Here is a 15,233-nt window from a genome sequence, read left to right on the forward strand (position 1 = left end):
GTGTGGCTAAAAAATTCTATAGAGAAATAGGGATGATAACAATTTGCGCGTATTCATTACTATGACCGGGCTACTTGCAGAAAGTTTCATTTTTTCTTAAAAATATTTAAATTTTTCTTAGGAGGTTTTTTATGCCTTTATTGGATAGCTTTACTGTTGACCATACTCGTATGTCAGCACCTGCTGTACGCGTTGCTAAAACAATGAAAACGCCATCAGGTGATACCATCACGGTATTTGATTTACGTTTTACTGTGCCTAATAAAAAAGCCATGCCTGAGAAAGGAATTCATACATTAGAGCATCTGTTCGCTGGATTTATGCGTAACCATCTTAATGGTAATGGTGTTGAGATAATTGATATTTCTCCAATGGGATGCCGTACAGGCTTCTACATGAGCTTAATTGGACAACCTGAAGAGCAACGTGTAGCTAATGCATGGAAAGCAGCAATGGAAGATGTTCTGAAAGTAAAAGATCAAAACCATATCCCAGAGCTGAACGTGTACCAATGTGGTACTTATGAAATGCATTCACTGACAGAAGCTCAAGATATTGCACGCGATATTTTATCTCATAGCATTGGCATTAATCATAATGATGAATTAGCACTGCCTGAAGAGACTTTAAAAGAGCTGCATATCTAAGCGATAGTCAATTTATGACGTTAGGGGATAATAGATCAGAAAATTCGCATTCTGATTTATTGTCTCTTTTTTATTTCTACCTCCTTTATTATTTTTCTTTTCTCTACTCCATTGTTTTATTTTCTTATCTTCTTATATTGTTAGCACAGTAATGGATTAAATTTATGCTTAATACACGGAGTACACTTCTGTTATGGAAAATCACAAATTCTCATCACCTAAATTAGTGTTAGAGTTTTTTGTTCGAGAATTTTATTTTGTAGGTAAAGGCACATTACGTACTCAATTTCCTAAAGATGCCTTTTTCTATCAGGGGCGTTCTAAAGCACTTGAATATCGTTACTTAGAACGAGCTCACAAAAAGTATGTTAAACGCACTCAGTGCGAACCAGAGCTTATTATTAAGCCTGATTCGTTACTATTCTCGTCCGAATTCAATGCTGAATTATTTGCTAAGATCACTAAACCACAAACAAACACCATAATGAAAATAAGTGGTGATTATCTTTATAAAGAAAAAGATGAAGAGCAATATCGTTGGTATTTTCAACAAGATGAAATTAAAACAAACAGTTATAGCGGTGAGAACTCACAGTTAAAATATGAAAATATTCGTAGCTTAGCCCCTCATCATTTTAATATTGAAGCGATAAACGATGAGGGGGCACTTATTACTAATTTTCCGCGCAAGTCCCTTTCTCTTACTTTGAATAAAGGAGAGACAGCATGTTTTATTTGTAGGCGTGAAGAGTATGGCGCTGATTATTCTTATCAGCCTGCATTAAACTTAGTTATGTGGATTAAGAATCATGGTTTCTATTCTGATTATCAACAATTAAAGCCAACAAAACTAATGCAAGAGCAAGCAATAGAGCCTTTCTATATGAAACCCGCCAGAGAGTTTGATTTTCGTAATAGCAAGTTACGATTTGAACTAGGATAAACAGTAAAAAATAAGCGCCTTAGAAGGCGCTTATTTTGTATTCACTAATGATGTGGGATTGAAAGGTGGCGAATTAACGCCTTTTTGATGACGTTATCCTGAACTTCAAGTATCTCAAATTCGTAGTCACTAACTTTTATTTTATTACCGACAATAGGTAAGTCACCTAGCTCTTCAATAATGACACCATTGATTGTTCGAGCTTCATCTTCAGGTAAATGCCAACCAAAAGCTTTATTGATATCTCGAATATTTGTTGTACCATCAACTAATAATGAACCATCTTTTTGAGGGATAACTTCTTCTGCTAAAGAAGGGGACATCGAGGTAGTAAAGTCACCTACGATCTCTTCAAGAATATCTTCAACGGTTACTAAACCTTGAATTTCACCATATTCATCAACCACTACACCCGCTTTTTCATTATTACGTTGGAAGTTGACGAGTTGCAGGTTTAACGGTGTACTTTCTGGAATAAAATAGATTTTATCGGCAGCTTTCATCAGAATTTGTTTGGTAAACTCTTTTTTCTCAGTCATTAAGCGATAAGCTTCTCGTACTCGCAACATACCAATCGCATCGTCAAGAGTATCACGATAAAGCACAATTCGACCGTGAGGAGAATGAGTTAACTGTCTTACGATAGATTTCCACTCGTCATTGACATCGATACCAAAAATTTCATTTCTTGGCACCATAATATCGCCAATCGTCACTTTTTCTAAATCTAAAATCGATAGCAACATATTCTGATTTCTTTGCGAAAGCTTTGATTTAGATTCATTAACGATAGTTCTTAACTCTTCTTTTGATACCGCATTTCCCTGTATTACTGGGGATTTTATACCAAAAATACGCATCAGTATTAATGTGATTTTATTAAAAAACCAAACAATAGGCAGCATCAGTTTTTGCAAAGGAGAGAGAATTACGCTACTTGGATAAGCAACGCGCTCTGGATAAAGTGCCGCAATTGATTTTGGAAGCACCTCAGCAAAAATAAGAATAACAAAGGTCAGCACACCGGTGGCTATTGCTACACCTGCATCACCGTATAAACGCATACCAACAATGGTAGCTAGTGCAGATGCAACAATATTAATCAGATTATTGCCAATCAATACTAAACTAATCAATCTGTCAGGACGTTGTAATAATTTTTCCACACGTTTTGCAGAGCGGTTTCCTTGTTTTGCAGCATGACGAAGACGATAGCGATTAATCGTCATCATACTGGTTTCAGTCCCGGAAAAATAAGCTGAGGCAATAATCATACATACAAGTATGATAATGAGCGTAGTTGTCGACACATGCTCCAAAATTGAGATCCTTTTGCTACCCTAAAAATAGAAAATTAATTAAGCACTAGCTCTTGTAATAAACGATTACCAAAAAAAGCTAATGTTAAAATAATAGCGCCAATCAAATTAAAGATAATGACTTTCTTTCCTCTCCATCCTTCTCGGAAATGCCCCCATAATAAAATGATGTAAACAAACCAAGCAATGATAGAGAAAATAGATTTATGGATATTTTCTTTACCAAAAATATTATCCATATACACCAAACCAGTACATAAGGTCAGTGTCAGTAATACCACACCCACTTGTGTGATATGAAACATTTTACGCTCAATTGACATTAATGGTGGCATTTGAGGTGAGAATTTTAGTTTCTTATTTTTTAGTTGATAGTCAAGCCAACTAAGTTGTAAGGCATATAAAGCGGCAATTAACAGTGTGGCATAGCTTAATAAAGCCAGCCCAATATGAATAAAGAGTGAGGTGCTACTTTCAAGATGTGTAACAAATTCACCTGGCATTAATGCTGCAATAACAAGATTGACTATTGCGAAACAATAAACAATAGGCAGTAAGAACCATGCTCGGCCACGAGAAGCCACAATCGTCATAATAACGCAGACCATTAGGCTAACAATTGCACCTAGATTGGTGAGTGAAAGATTCTGTCCGCTGTGAGGGCGGAAAATTAAAAATTTTAATGAAATGGCATGTGCAATAAGTGCAATTACCGCAAATAGTAGAGCTAATCCGCGGTATCCATTCTGCTCTTTTCGTAACAGACCGGGCAAAAACAGCACCAGACTGAGTAAATAAGCGCAGACAGCGACGATAGAGATTGATATAACGGGCATAGTTTCGCTTACATATATTGTTTGAATAACTTCCTAGTATAGCGCTAGGAGCATACGGCTCCAACTATTGAAGTCATTAAGCTTAAATCTCTATGCAGAGATCCGCGAGTCATCGTGATATAATCGGTGGCATACATGACCGATAAGCCCAACTTTAACACTGAGCTAAGATAATGTTTGAGAATTTAAGTGACAGACTATCGCGCACATTGCGCAATATAAGTGGTCGAGGAAGACTGACCGAAGAAAACATTAAAGAGACACTGCGTGAAGTGCGTATGGCTTTATTAGAAGCCGACGTCGCCTTGCCTGTGGTTCGTGATTTTATTGCGCGCGTTAAAGAGAGCGCAGTAGGGCATGAAGTTAACAAAAGCCTGACACCAGGTCAGGAGTTTGTGAAGATTGTTCAAAATGAACTCGTCAATGCGATGGGGGAAGTGAATACTGACCTTGATCTATCAGCACAACCGCCAGCTGTAGTGTTAATGGCAGGTTTACAAGGTGCCGGTAAAACGACCAGTGTCGCAAAATTAGGTAAGTTCTTAAAAGAGAAAAAGAAGAAAAAAGTTCTTGTTGTTTCTGCTGACGTTTATCGCCCAGCAGCGATTAAACAGCTTGAAACGTTAGCCGAAACGGTTGGCATTGATTTCTTCCCTTCGACTGTTCAAGAAAATCCAGTCACAATTGCAAGTAATGCATTAAAACATGCACAACTTCAATTCTATGATGTATTGCTGGTGGATACAGCCGGTCGTTTACACGTAGATGAAGGCATGATGGAAGAGATCCAACTTCTCCATAAAGCCATTAATCCAGTTGAAACCCTGTTTGTTGTTGATGCCATGACGGGGCAGGATGCGGCAAATACAGCAAAAGCATTTAATGAAGCATTGCCACTGACAGGGGTTGTGTTAACCAAAGTTGATGGCGATGCGCGCGGTGGTGCGGCATTATCAATTCGCCATATCACCGGTAAGCCAATTAAATTCCTCGGTGTTGGAGAAAAAACAGAAGCCTTAGAACCTTTCCACCCAGATCGTATCGCCTCTCGTATTTTAGGTATGGGTGATGTTCTGTCTTTGATTGAAGACATTGAAAGCAAAGTTGATAGAGCCCAAGCTGAAAAGTTAGCGACAAAACTTAAAAAAGGTGATGGCTTTGATCTAAATGATTTCTTAGATCAATTAAAGCAAATGAAGAACATGGGTGGCATGGCGAGTATGTTAAGCAAAATGCCGGGTATGTCTCAGGTGCCAGATGCAGTAAAATCACAAATGGATGATTCAATTTTAGTGAAAATGGAAGCGATTATTAATTCCATGACTAAAAAAGAACGTCAAAAACCGGAAATCATCAAAGGTTCCAGAAAACGCCGTATTGCAGCGGGTTCAGGAACACAAGTGCAAGACGTCAACCGTTTGTTAAAACAGTTTGATGATATGCAACGTATGATGAAAAAAATGAAAAAAGGTGGCATGGCTAAGATGATGCGTAGCATGAAAGGTATGATGCCACCTGGATTCCCAGGCCGATAAAATCAAAAAGCCTGAAAAAAAACGTGCTTTGGATTGCTTTTTTCGCCAAAGTGAGTAAACTTTTCGGGCTTTTTATATGACAACCGGACTCCGTTCCTCGATGGCGTCTGGTTGTTTTATTAACTAATGAGGATGTTATGGTAACAATTCGTTTAGCTCGTGGCGGCGCAAAAAAGCGTCCGTTTTATCAAGTAGTAGTAACCGATAGCCGTAATGCGCGTGATGGTCGTTTCATTGAGCGTGTAGGCTTTTATAACCCACTGGCAACCGGTAATGCAGAAGAATTACGTTTAGACGTAGACCGTGTTGAACACTGGGTTGCTCAAGGCGCAACAGTTTCAGAACGTGTTGCTGGCCTGATCAAATCAGCGAAGAAAAGCGCTTAATCTGTCGCGGTGGTAACAATGAGCGAACAAAAAACCTTAAAAGAGCCTGTAGAACCTATTGTTATGGGTAAGTTGGGCTCACCTTACGGGATCCGTGGTTGGCTCAGAGTTTTTTCCTCCACCGAACACGCCGAAAACATTTTTGAATATCAACCGTGGTTTATTCAGCGTCATGGACAGTGGGAAACCATTGAAATTGAAAGCTGGAAACATCACAACCAAGATATTATCGTCAAGCTAAAAGGTATTGATGACAGAGATGCGGCCAATTTCCTGACTAATTTTGAAATTGTCGTGAATGCTTCGCAACTTCCAGAACTTGAAGGTGAATATTACTGGAAAGATCTGATGGGTTGTCATGTAGAAACTGATAAAGGCTATGATCTGGGTGTCGTTACAGACATGATGGAAACGGGCTCAAATGATGTCATGGTAATTAAAGCGAATCTGAAAGATGCGTTCGGTATCGGGGAACGGTTAGTTCCGTTTCTTGATGGGCAGGTTATCAAGAAAGTCGATCTCTCAGCGAAAAAAATTATCGTTGATTGGGATCCTGGTTTTTAGATTATCCGGTTAACGGTTCTCAATAGTGGGACACAAAAATGTGGATTGGGGTAATTAGCCTATTTCCAGAAATGTTCCGCTCTATAACCGAGTACGGGGTGACTGGTCGGGCAGTGAAGCATGGTCTGCTCAATGTAGAATGTTGGAATCCCCGAGATTTTACATACGACAGACACAATACCGTTGATGATCGTCCTTATGGCGGTGGTCCCGGTATGTTGATGATGGTTCAACCTTTAAGGGAAGCCATTCATCAAGCGAAAGCTGCGGCAGGTGATGGAGCAAAGGTGATTTATTTATCACCTCAGGGACGCAAACTCGATCAACAAGGAGTTTGTGAACTGGCAACAAATGAGAAACTAATTCTAGTTTGTGGTCGGTATGAAGGTATAGATGAGCGTGTCATTCAGACTGAAATCGATGAAGAGTGGTCTGTAGGTGATTACGTATTAAGTGGTGGGGAATTACCAGCCATGATAATGATAGATGCAGTAGCGCGCTTTGTACCGGGTGTTCTCGGACACGCAGCCTCTGCGAAAGAAGATTCTTTTGCTGAAGGTTTACTGGATCATCCTCACTATACTCGCCCAGAGGTTTTAGATGGTATGGAAGTTCCGGCAGTTTTACTGTCAGGCAACCATGCTCATATTAATCGCTGGCGTATGAAACAATCACTGGGTCGAACCTGGCTAAGAAGACCTGAGCTTCTGGAAAGCCTAGCTCTGACTGACGAGCAAAGAGTGCTGTTAACAGAGTTCCAACGGGAACATCTGTCAGGAACAGCAGAGTAAGTCTGACACAAGATGTCATTAATATCAGTTTACCTAGGGTAAGAGAGTTATTATGAGCAATATTATTAAACAAATCGAACAAGAACAGATGAAGCAAGATGTTCCTTCATTCCGTCCTGGTGACACTTTAGAAGTTAAAGTATGGGTTGTTGAAGGTTCTAAAAAACGTCTGCAGGCATTCGAGGGCGTGGTTATCGCTATTCGTAACCGCGGTCTGCACTCTGCATTCACTGTTCGTAAAATTTCTAATGGCGAAGGTGTTGAGCGTGTATTCCAAACTCACTCTCCAGTCGTAGATAGCATCACTGTTAAACGTCGTGGTGCGGTTCGTCAAGCTAAACTGTACTACCTGCGTGAGCGTTCAGGTAAGGCTGCTCGTATCAAAGAGCGTCTTAACGCTAAATAATACGCTTTCGCACATCCGAAAGTTATTGTTAAAAGGTCAGCATTTGCTGACCTTTTTTTATATCCCTTATATTGAAAATATTGTTTGTTAGTTTTTTCTCCCTTTTGCTTTTTATATCCCCATCTTATTTATTCTTCTTATGTTGAGACTCATTAAAAGATAATATGTAAATATTTATTTACGTTTCTGCGTTTTAATTTAATCTTCGTCACGTTGTTTTTATCTCGTTTAATGTTTTTAACTGGTTGTTATTTATTGTTTATTTATAACAAAAGCCATTAGTGTAAAGATTGGATTACAATAATGTCAAATTTATTAAAAATATGGATTGATTTCTTTACATTGCATGTTATCTTATCCTTCAGACACACAAAAAATCACAATGACAGATATAAAAAAGGTAAAGATTATGATCATGCAAAAAGACGCACTCAATAATGTGAATATCAGCGAAGAGCTGGTTTTAATTACTCCAGAAGAGTTAAAACAAAAATACCCATTGAGTCGCAATGATCTGCATGCCATTGCTCAGTCACGTCAAACAATTTCTGAAATTGTTCAACGTCGTGATCCTCGCTTACTCGTGGTATGTGGGCCTTGTTCCATTCATGATGTCGATGTTGCGTTAGATTACGCAAAACGCCTGAAAGTCTTAGCGTCTGAATTAAGTGATAGTCTGTATATTGTGATGCGTGTCTACTTTGAAAAACCTCGTACAACTGTTGGCTGGAAAGGCTTAATTAGCGATCCATTTATGGATGGTAGTTTTGAAATGGAAAAAGGGCTACATATTGCCCGTAAGCTGCTGACCGAACTAGTACAATTAGGCCTGCCTCTGGCAACTGAAGCGTTAGATCCAAACAATCCACAATACTTAGGTGATTTATTTAGTTGGTCTGCAATTGGTGCTAGAACTACTGAATCTCAAACTCACCGTGAAATGGCATCAGGGCTTTCAATGCCAGTTGGATTTAAAAACGGAACAGATGGTAATTTAGATACCGCAATTAACGCGATGAAAGCGGCTTCTATGCCACACCGTTTTATGGGAATTAATCAATCAGGACAAGTTTGTTTATTACAAACACAAGGTAATCCTGATGGTCATGTGATTTTACGTGGTGGTAAAACACCAAACTACCATGAAGAAGATGTTGCTCAATGCGAAGCTCAAATGGTAAAAGCAGGATTAAAACCATCATTAATGATTGATTGTAGCCACGGTAACTCTAACAAAGATTTCCGCCGTCAAACGGCAGTGGTTGATTCAGTGATTGAGCAAATTACTAAAGGTAATGAATCTATCACTGGTATTATGTTAGAAAGCCATATTAATGAAGGCAATCAATCATCAGAGCAATCGCGTAGTGAAATGAAATATGGTGTTTCAGTGACAGATGCATGTATTAGTTGGGAAACAACAGAGTCAGTGTTAAGAAATTTACATGCTCAACTTTCTCCGATTTTGGCTCAGCGTGAAGCACAGTTAAAAAAAGTTAGTTAAGTTAGATAATCATAAAGAAAAAAGAGGCAAGCATAGATGGCTGAAGAATTACAAGGTTTGCGTGAGCAAATTGATCAGGTAGATAAATCACTGCTTTCTTTACTCGCAAAAAGAATGCAACTGGTAGCTGAAGTGGGTGAAGTTAAAAACCGCCACGGCTTACCGATTTATGCACCTGATAGAGAAGCCTCCATGCTTGCTTCTCGTCGTAATGATGCACAAAAGATGGGAATTTCCCCAGATTTAATTGAAGATGTATTACGTCGAGTGATGCGAGAATCCTATACTAAAGAGAATGATAAAGGATTTAAAACTCTCAATCCTCAACTTGGTAAAATCGTTATTGTGGGAGGAAATGGGAAAATGGGTAAACTATTTTCTCGTTTGTTTACACTTTCTGGTTATCAAATTGAAAGCTTAGAAGCGGATGAATGGCAAACTAAGTCACCTGCTATTTTTGATGATGCAGGAATGGTGATTATCAGTGTACCTATTCATTTAACTGTTGAGGTTATTGAAAAACTTCCTGTATTACCTGAAAACTGTTTACTTGTAGATCTCGCTTCTATTAAAAAAGCCCCTCTAGAGGCGATGTTAAAAGCACATAGTGGGCCTGTTTTAGGTCTTCATCCAATGTTTGGGCCTGATGTACCTAGCTTAGCAAAACAGGTTGTGGCGTACTGTGAAGGACGAAACCATACTTCATTTGAATGGTTGTTAGAGCAGTTAATGGTATGGGGAGCAAGAATTGAGGCTATTGCCCCAGAAGAGCATGATAAAAATATGAGTTTTATTCAAGCTCTTCGACATTTTACTACTTTTGCTTATGGCCAGCATTTAGCAAAAGAAAAAGTTGATTTAGCTAGTTTACTGAGACTCTCATCACCTATTTATCGCTTAGAATTGGCAATGATAGGGCGCTTATTTGCTCAAGATCCACAACTTTATGCTGATATTATTTTGTCATCGAAAGAGAATATTGAATTAATTCGTAGATATCATCACTCATTAGGTCAAGCTATCGATCTATTAGATATAAATGCAAAGAGTGAGTTTATCCATTCATTTAATAACGTGAGTGATTGGTTTGGTGATTATGCTTCTCAGTTTATGAAAGAGAGTGGTGTATTATTACAAAAAGCGAATGATAGCCGAATCTAGTTAAATTATTTGTTATATAAAAGGCCGAGCAATAAATAAATTGTTCGGCCTTTTTATTTTATTAATTATTTCGTGTTTAGCTTATCGCCACTCATCATCACAAAGCGGCCAAACGCAACCACTAGGATCAGAAGCATTGCTATTACTTTGAGAATATTCATTTATTGATGCTCTATTTTCTTTTGCTTCTTCATAAAAATGAGCACTTGCATAATTAGTGAATAAAAATGAGAGTATTAATATATATTTTTTATTCATAAAAATTCCTTTTTAAACAATATGCTATAAGTCAATAGTCTTTGGGATCAGGACAAGGGCTTACTGTGCAACGACTCAAATCTGATTGAGACGTTAATGAATAAGCGTAATAGCTCTTTTTTGATTGAACTTCATCTACGTTATTAGTAAAAAATAGACTTAAAATCAGTATGATAAAAGTATTCATATTATCTCCCTGTCATTTCAAAAAAATTAATAATAGATAAAAACCATCTATTTTTATTCAGAAAATAAAAGTAGATAAATATAAATATACATTTAAAAACAATGGGATAAATATCTAAATTTATCAAGAAACTAATCTATATTATATTTATTGTTATTTAATTGTTATTAGCGAGTTTAATTAAAGAATAATTAATGTTCGATATTGTCTTTTTATTAAAAGTTATTTGTTGATGAGATCTTAAAACTGAATGAAATTAAAAGGTATTATAAAAACTATAACAATGATCAAAAAAATGACTATAACAATTATCGTAAATTATATTTTATAAACTCTTTTTGTTGCAATAAGTGCTAAAAATTTAATTGTATTATTTTTTATTTATATTCCGACGTGTTTTTTAAGGGGTAATTTATGGATTTTTTAATACAACTAGCCATTATATTAGTGTGTCTATTTTATGGGGCCAGGAAAGGGGGAATTGCATTAGGTCTATTAGGTGGTGTAGGTCTGGTTATTTTAGTTTTCATTTTTAAACTCCCTCCGGGAAAACCACCTGTTGATGTAATGCTAGTTATTATTGCCGTTGTCTCTGCATCAGCAACATTACAAGCATCTGGTGGGTTAGATGTTATGTTGCAAATAGCAGAAAAGTTATTACGTAAAAATCCAAAATATATTTCTATTGTTGCACCACTCGTAACTTGTACTCTTACAATATTATGTGGTACTGGACACGTTGTTTATACCATATTGCCAATTATTTATGACGTGTCGATTAAAAATAATATTCGCCCTGAAAGGCCAATGGCGGCAAGTACAATTGGCTCTCAAATGGGGATTATTGCCAGCCCAGTTTCCGTTGCTGTTGTTACATTAGTCGCAATGCTTGGTGATGTAACTTTTAATGGTAAACATCTTGAGTTTTTAGATTTATTAGCAATTACTATTCCTTCAACTTTTATTGGTATTTTAGCTATTGGTATCTTTAGTTGGTTTAGAGGAAAAGACTTAGATAAAGACCAACGTTTCCAAGAATTTGTTTCAGTGCCTGAAAACCATGATTATGTTTATGGTGATACAGCAACACTTCTAGATAAAAAACTCCCAATGAAAAACTGGGTAGCAATGTGGATATTTTTAGGTGCAATTGCTGTTGTTGCAATATTAGGTGCCTTCTCTGAAATACGTCCTGTATTTAATGGTAAACCATTATCTATGGTACTCGTTATTCAGATGTTTATGTTATTAGCTGGTGCATCAATTATTATTATTTGTAAAACCAACCCTTCTCTTATTTCTAAAAATGAAGTATTCCGTTCAGGGATGATAGCAATTGTTGCTGTGTATGGTATTGCTTGGATGGCAGAGACAATGTTCTCTGCGCATATGAAAGAAATAGAAGCAGCATTGGGGCAATTAGTACGAGAATACCCTTGGGCTTATGCAGTTGTCTTATTATTAGTATCTAAGTTTGTTAACTCTCAAGCGGCGGCTTTGGCTGCGATTGTTCCTTTAGCATTGGGTATTGGTGTTGATCCTGCATATATCATTGCATCGGCACCAGCTTGTTATGGTTATTATATTCTACCAACTTATCCTAGTGACTTAGCGGCAATTCAATTTGACCGTTCTGGTACAACTCGAATAGGGCGTTTTGTTATTAACCACAGCTTTATTTTACCAGGATTAATTGGTGTAACAGTTTCCTGTGTCTTTGGTTGGGTATTTGCTGCGATGTATGGTTTCTTATAATTAACGTTAAATAAGAACGTAAAAGAAAAGCCAGATAGTTATATCCTATCTGGCTTTTATCTTTGTATGAGGTTATTTCACTTCAACAGGAACAACATTTTCTGAAGGGTAACAGCCTAATATTTTTAATGAGCGTGTTGTTTGTGATAAATCGTGTAAGGCTTTTTGCATATTGATATCACGTAAATTTGCTTGAACATCAATATAAAACATTTCTTCCCAAGGAGTACCATTAATAGGACGCGACTCGAGTTTTGTCATAATAATGTCGTATTTTTTTAAAATCATTAATGCATCAACTAATGCACCCGCTTGTTGCCCTGTTGCCATTAAGAAGGTTGTTTTAGCAGGAACTTGGTCTGAAACATCAATTGCTTTTCGAGCAATAACAATAAAGCGAGTTACGTTTATTTGCTGGTTTGCTAAATTATTAGCTAAAGGTTTTAAACCATAAAGAGAGCCACCGGCTTCACTACCAATAGCAGCAACGTGTGGAGATTGCGCAAGAGCCACTTTTTCCATTGCAGCTGCTGTGCTTTCGCAATATTCAATCTTCCAGTTTGGATACTGATTTAAATAATGACTACATTGTTGGAATGGTTGAGGGTGACTATAAATAGTTTGCAATTCTTCTGGATTACTATCAACACTCGTTAAAAGTGCATGATTAATAGGGATGCGAATTTCCCCAACAATAGAGATTGATGTTGTTTGCAGTAAATCGTAAACATCATTAATTGCACCAGAGCTGGTATTTTCAATTGGCAGTAAACCGTAATCAGCTTGACCGGTATCGACAAGTGTAAAAATGTCGTCAAATTTCTGACAAGTACAATCAACGAAGGTATCAAAATGGCGAGCTGCATATTGACGAGTGGCAATATGTGAATAAGAGCCTTTAGGCCCTAAATAAGCAATTCTAGCTGACTCATTAGGTGTTGCATTAAGATGTTGTTGTAGGATGGCTTGTTGCGTTAAGACAGAGTCTTCAATGATCATTTGAAAAATACGACTAATATAAAAACCATCTAGCCCAACGTTTTTTCCTTTCTCAATTAATAAATCAAGTAATTCACGCTCACGATTTTTATCTCTAATAGGGCGATGTGTATTCAATTTAAATTGAGCGACATCAGCAGATAATTGGCGTCTGTTTGCTAACAACGTTAGTAATTCTGAATCTAACGTCGTGATTTTATCTCTGATTGCTAATAAATCGAGTTTTTCCATGTTTAAGCCCTATACCGTTATGTCATACCATCATAAATAAAAAAGCCTCCAGTTGGAGGCTATTGTCGTTCTTACTTTTCTTTCTGAAATGACAAAGCCTCTTAATGAAAGAGTAAAAAGAAAAAGAAGAAAGGCAAATGTGAATGTCTGTTCATTATATTGATTGGTAAATTATTTAACATATAGCTATCAAACATGATGATGTGAAAGGAGTCAAGATAAATACAATAAAAAGCGCATCACGAGGATGCGCAGAGGCGTTTTGAGTCAGTGATTTATTCTAATTTTTAATCTTGCTTTACTATTTACATTTCATCGACAAGTAAATTCTCTTCTTTTAGGCTGTTATCAGCCCGACGAGATTCGTTTTTATGCTGAACTTTGTTTAATTGACGTTCAAGTTTTGCGAGTAAGTCATTAATTGCAACATACATATCGGCGTGTTGTGCATTAGCGACCAGTTGCCCATTTGGTGTATGAATGCTGGCATCAACACTAAAACCTTTAGGATCTTTCGTAAGAATAATATGAGGATTGATTAAATTCACCTGCCATTTATTGAGTTTAGTTAGACGGCTTTCAATGTGTTCACGTAGTGCTGGGGTAATTTCCATTTGTTTGCTAGTAATATTTATAATCATATAGTTACCTCTTTATTACTCCGTCTTCGATAACTTCAGAATATCGTGATACACAATTTAAAACATGATCAAAATCACTTTTTGTTAGATGTATGTGTAACTAGTAATAGAAACGTGACAAATGATAAATAGCTGAAAAAGACCGCTTGTTAAGTTGCATTTATTCAGTCATATTAGGAAGGTTGGGCTGATGAAAAGTAAAGACAATTTAGTTAGAAAAGAATAAAAAAACAGCAGCGATAAGCTGCTGTTTTTGATGGTGATGTTTTAGTTAGGCTGGATTTGCTGCAATCAATGAAGCTACTTTTTCAGCTTCTTGTGTCAGACCTAATTCTTTATAAGCGTTTTCCATGTAGACAAGCGCATCACGAGTGGCTTGTGTATCAGGATAATCACGCATCATTTGCTCTACTCTATTAATAACCGCGACATAAGCCCCTCGTTTAGTATAGAATTTCGCAACAGAAAGCTCATACTTCGCTAAACGGTTTTTAAGAAAGACTAGGCGTTTGGTTGCATCGGCGACATAAAGGCTGTCTGGATAGTAACGAACTAATTGACTAAAATCTTTAAATGCTACGATTGCATGTTGAGGATCACGGTCTGAACGATCAATACCAAAGAATCCTTGTAATGCACTATCATCTAATGCTTGAGCTGTTAAGCCACGCATATAAAGAACATAGTCGATATTAGGATGGGTTGGGTTTAATCGCATAAAACGGTCGATTGCAGAAATCGCCATTGGTAGTTCCGCTGATTTATAATAAGCATAAATCAGATCGAGTTGAACTTGTTGCGAGTAAGGGCCAAAAGGATAGCGATTATCGAGAGACTCTAATTGTTTGATAGCCGCTCCATAATTGCCATCTAGCAATTTTTCCTGACTGGTTGAGTAAAGCTCAGAAGGCGACATATCGGCAGTAGCGTCTTTGTCTGAACTCGAACAGCCAGCAAGTAACAGGCTTACAGTGGCCGCTGCCACCAGGTATTTAATGCGTCTCATCACGTATTGATTATCCTCTGAATAGGTTTGGGGAGTCTCTCCGTGAAGCTCCCCTGAAATCGGT

General features: G+C 37.3%; 17 protein-coding genes and 1 other annotated feature. Of the genes, 10 read left to right on the forward strand and 7 right to left on the reverse strand.

Features of this window, described 5'->3' with window-relative positions; genetic code table 11:
* The first annotated feature begins 131 nt into the window (after positions 1-131).
* Both luxS and GTH25_RS04425 read left to right on the forward strand, forming a co-directional pair.
* The gene (luxS, locus tag GTH25_RS04420; RefSeq protein ID WP_006534759.1) at positions 132-647 is read left to right on the forward strand and encodes an S-ribosylhomocysteine lyase; all 516 of its coding nucleotides are present in this window, start codon (positions 132-134) and stop codon (positions 645-647) included.
* A gap of 193 nt (positions 648-840) precedes the next feature.
* Positions 841-1,590, forward strand: coding sequence for a hypothetical protein (locus tag GTH25_RS04425; RefSeq protein ID WP_075672415.1), 750 nt, complete (start codon positions 841-843; stop codon positions 1,588-1,590).
* 44 nt (positions 1,591-1,634) lie between these two features.
* Here the strand turns inward: GTH25_RS04425 and GTH25_RS04430 are convergent, their stop codons facing one another.
* Positions 1,635-2,909, reverse strand: coding sequence for an HlyC/CorC family transporter (locus tag GTH25_RS04430; RefSeq protein WP_075672417.1), 1,275 nt, complete (start codon positions 2,907-2,909; stop codon positions 1,635-1,637).
* Between the two features lie 35 nt (positions 2,910-2,944).
* Positions 2,945-3,745 carry a cytochrome C assembly family protein gene (locus GTH25_RS04435; RefSeq protein ID WP_069367097.1) on the reverse strand — a complete coding sequence of 267 codons (801 nt, stop codon included), beginning with the start codon at positions 3,743-3,745 and terminating at the stop codon, positions 2,945-2,947.
* Positions 3,746-3,918: 173 nt separating this feature from the next.
* Here GTH25_RS04435 and ffh point away from each other — a divergent pair, with 173 nt between their 5' ends.
* From ffh to tyrA, 7 genes are all read left to right on the forward strand, one after another.
* On the forward strand, positions 3,919-5,280 hold the full coding sequence (ffh, locus tag GTH25_RS04440) for a signal recognition particle protein (RefSeq protein ID WP_023580979.1): 1,362 nt from the start codon (positions 3,919-3,921) through the stop codon (positions 5,278-5,280).
* A 137-nt stretch (positions 5,281-5,417) separates the two neighbouring features.
* Entirely contained in the window at positions 5,418-5,666 is a 249-nt protein-coding gene (gene rpsP, locus GTH25_RS04445) for a 30S ribosomal protein S16 (protein ID WP_004244772.1), read from the forward strand.
* Positions 5,667-5,684: 18 nt separating this feature from the next.
* Positions 5,685-6,230 (forward strand): ribosome maturation factor RimM, encoded by a 546-nt coding sequence (gene rimM / locus GTH25_RS04450; RefSeq protein WP_006534751.1) that lies wholly within the window; start codon positions 5,685-5,687, stop codon positions 6,228-6,230.
* 38 nt (positions 6,231-6,268) lie between these two features.
* Positions 6,269-7,021, forward strand: a complete 753-nt coding sequence (trmD, locus tag GTH25_RS04455) for a tRNA (guanosine(37)-N1)-methyltransferase TrmD (RefSeq protein WP_006534750.1) — start codon at positions 6,269-6,271, stop codon at positions 7,019-7,021.
* 52 nt (positions 7,022-7,073) lie between these two features.
* Positions 7,074-7,427: a 50S ribosomal protein L19 gene (gene rplS / locus GTH25_RS04460; protein ID WP_023580978.1), complete on the forward strand. Its 354-nt coding sequence runs from the start codon at positions 7,074-7,076 to the stop codon at positions 7,425-7,427.
* Positions 7,428-7,836: 409 nt separating this feature from the next.
* Positions 7,837-8,931, forward strand: coding sequence for a 3-deoxy-7-phosphoheptulonate synthase (locus GTH25_RS04465; RefSeq protein WP_075672419.1), 1,095 nt, complete (start codon positions 7,837-7,839; stop codon positions 8,929-8,931).
* A gap of 36 nt (positions 8,932-8,967) precedes the next feature.
* Positions 8,968-10,092 carry a bifunctional chorismate mutase/prephenate dehydrogenase gene (tyrA, locus tag GTH25_RS04470; protein ID WP_075672421.1) on the forward strand — a complete coding sequence of 375 codons (1,125 nt, stop codon included), beginning with the start codon at positions 8,968-8,970 and terminating at the stop codon, positions 10,090-10,092.
* Between the two features lie 81 nt (positions 10,093-10,173).
* On the opposite strand, the gene GTH25_RS04475 is transcribed toward tyrA, so the two are convergent.
* Together GTH25_RS04475 and GTH25_RS04480 are read right to left on the reverse strand one after the other, a co-directional pair.
* Positions 10,174-10,350 (reverse strand): hypothetical protein, encoded by a 177-nt coding sequence (locus GTH25_RS04475; RefSeq protein ID WP_156733089.1) that lies wholly within the window; start codon positions 10,348-10,350, stop codon positions 10,174-10,176.
* Between the two features lie 31 nt (positions 10,351-10,381).
* Complete coding sequence (locus GTH25_RS04480; protein WP_164530205.1) at positions 10,382-10,537, reverse strand: hypothetical protein; 156 nt, start codon at positions 10,535-10,537, stop codon at positions 10,382-10,384.
* A 414-nt stretch (positions 10,538-10,951) separates the two neighbouring features.
* On the opposite strand from GTH25_RS04480, the gene GTH25_RS04485 reads away from it, so the two are divergent.
* On the forward strand, positions 10,952-12,292 hold the full coding sequence (locus tag GTH25_RS04485; RefSeq protein ID WP_075672423.1) for an anaerobic C4-dicarboxylate transporter: 1,341 nt from the start codon (positions 10,952-10,954) through the stop codon (positions 12,290-12,292).
* Positions 12,293-12,364: 72 nt separating this feature from the next.
* Here the strand turns inward: GTH25_RS04485 and pheA are convergent, their stop codons facing one another.
* From pheA to bamD, 3 genes are all read right to left on the reverse strand, one after another.
* On the reverse strand, positions 12,365-13,522 hold the full coding sequence (pheA, locus tag GTH25_RS04490) for a bifunctional chorismate mutase/prephenate dehydratase (protein ID WP_075672425.1): 1,158 nt from the start codon (positions 13,520-13,522) through the stop codon (positions 12,365-12,367).
* 35 nt (positions 13,523-13,557) lie between these two features.
* Positions 13,558-13,672, reverse strand: a sequence feature (Phe leader region).
* 155 nt (positions 13,673-13,827) lie between these two features.
* Complete coding sequence (gene raiA, locus GTH25_RS04495) at positions 13,828-14,163, reverse strand: ribosome-associated translation inhibitor RaiA (RefSeq protein ID WP_075672427.1); 336 nt, start codon at positions 14,161-14,163, stop codon at positions 13,828-13,830.
* 271 nt (positions 14,164-14,434) lie between these two features.
* Positions 14,435-15,169, reverse strand: coding sequence for an outer membrane protein assembly factor BamD (gene bamD / locus GTH25_RS04500; RefSeq protein WP_075672429.1), 735 nt, complete (start codon positions 15,167-15,169; stop codon positions 14,435-14,437).
* Between the last annotated feature and the right edge of the window lie 64 nt (positions 15,170-15,233).

This window comes from Proteus terrae subsp. cibarius, from assembly GCF_011045835.1.
Classification (GTDB): Bacteria; Pseudomonadota; Gammaproteobacteria; order Enterobacterales; family Enterobacteriaceae; genus Proteus; species Proteus cibarius.

Coding starts and splice junctions, on each gene's coding strand:
- ffh (WP_023580979.1), top strand. CDS start 3,919: ATGTTTGAGAATTTAAGTGACAGACTATCGCGCACATTGCGCAATATA.
- pheA (WP_075672425.1), bottom strand. CDS start 13,522: ATGGAAAAACTCGATTTATTAGCAATCAGAGATAAAATCACGACGTTA.
- GTH25_RS04480 (WP_164530205.1), bottom strand. CDS start 10,537: ATGAATACTTTTATCATACTGATTTTAAGTCTATTTTTTACTAATAAC.
- luxS (WP_006534759.1), top strand. CDS start 132: ATGCCTTTATTGGATAGCTTTACTGTTGACCATACTCGTATGTCAGCA.
- GTH25_RS04425 (WP_075672415.1), top strand. CDS start 841: ATGGAAAATCACAAATTCTCATCACCTAAATTAGTGTTAGAGTTTTTT.
- GTH25_RS04435 (WP_069367097.1), bottom strand. CDS start 3,745: ATGCCCGTTATATCAATCTCTATCGTCGCTGTCTGCGCTTATTTACTC.
- rpsP (WP_004244772.1), top strand. CDS start 5,418: ATGGTAACAATTCGTTTAGCTCGTGGCGGCGCAAAAAAGCGTCCGTTT.
- GTH25_RS04475 (WP_156733089.1), bottom strand. CDS start 10,350: ATGAATAAAAAATATATATTAATACTCTCATTTTTATTCACTAATTAT.
- GTH25_RS04485 (WP_075672423.1), top strand. CDS start 10,952: ATGGATTTTTTAATACAACTAGCCATTATATTAGTGTGTCTATTTTAT.
- tyrA (WP_075672421.1), top strand. CDS start 8,968: ATGGCTGAAGAATTACAAGGTTTGCGTGAGCAAATTGATCAGGTAGAT.
- GTH25_RS04465 (WP_075672419.1), top strand. CDS start 7,837: ATGATCATGCAAAAAGACGCACTCAATAATGTGAATATCAGCGAAGAG.
- bamD (WP_075672429.1), bottom strand. CDS start 15,169: ATGAGACGCATTAAATACCTGGTGGCAGCGGCCACTGTAAGCCTGTTA.
- trmD (WP_006534750.1), top strand. CDS start 6,269: ATGTGGATTGGGGTAATTAGCCTATTTCCAGAAATGTTCCGCTCTATA.
- rplS (WP_023580978.1), top strand. CDS start 7,074: ATGAGCAATATTATTAAACAAATCGAACAAGAACAGATGAAGCAAGAT.
- rimM (WP_006534751.1), top strand. CDS start 5,685: ATGAGCGAACAAAAAACCTTAAAAGAGCCTGTAGAACCTATTGTTATG.
- raiA (WP_075672427.1), bottom strand. CDS start 14,163: ATGATTATAAATATTACTAGCAAACAAATGGAAATTACCCCAGCACTA.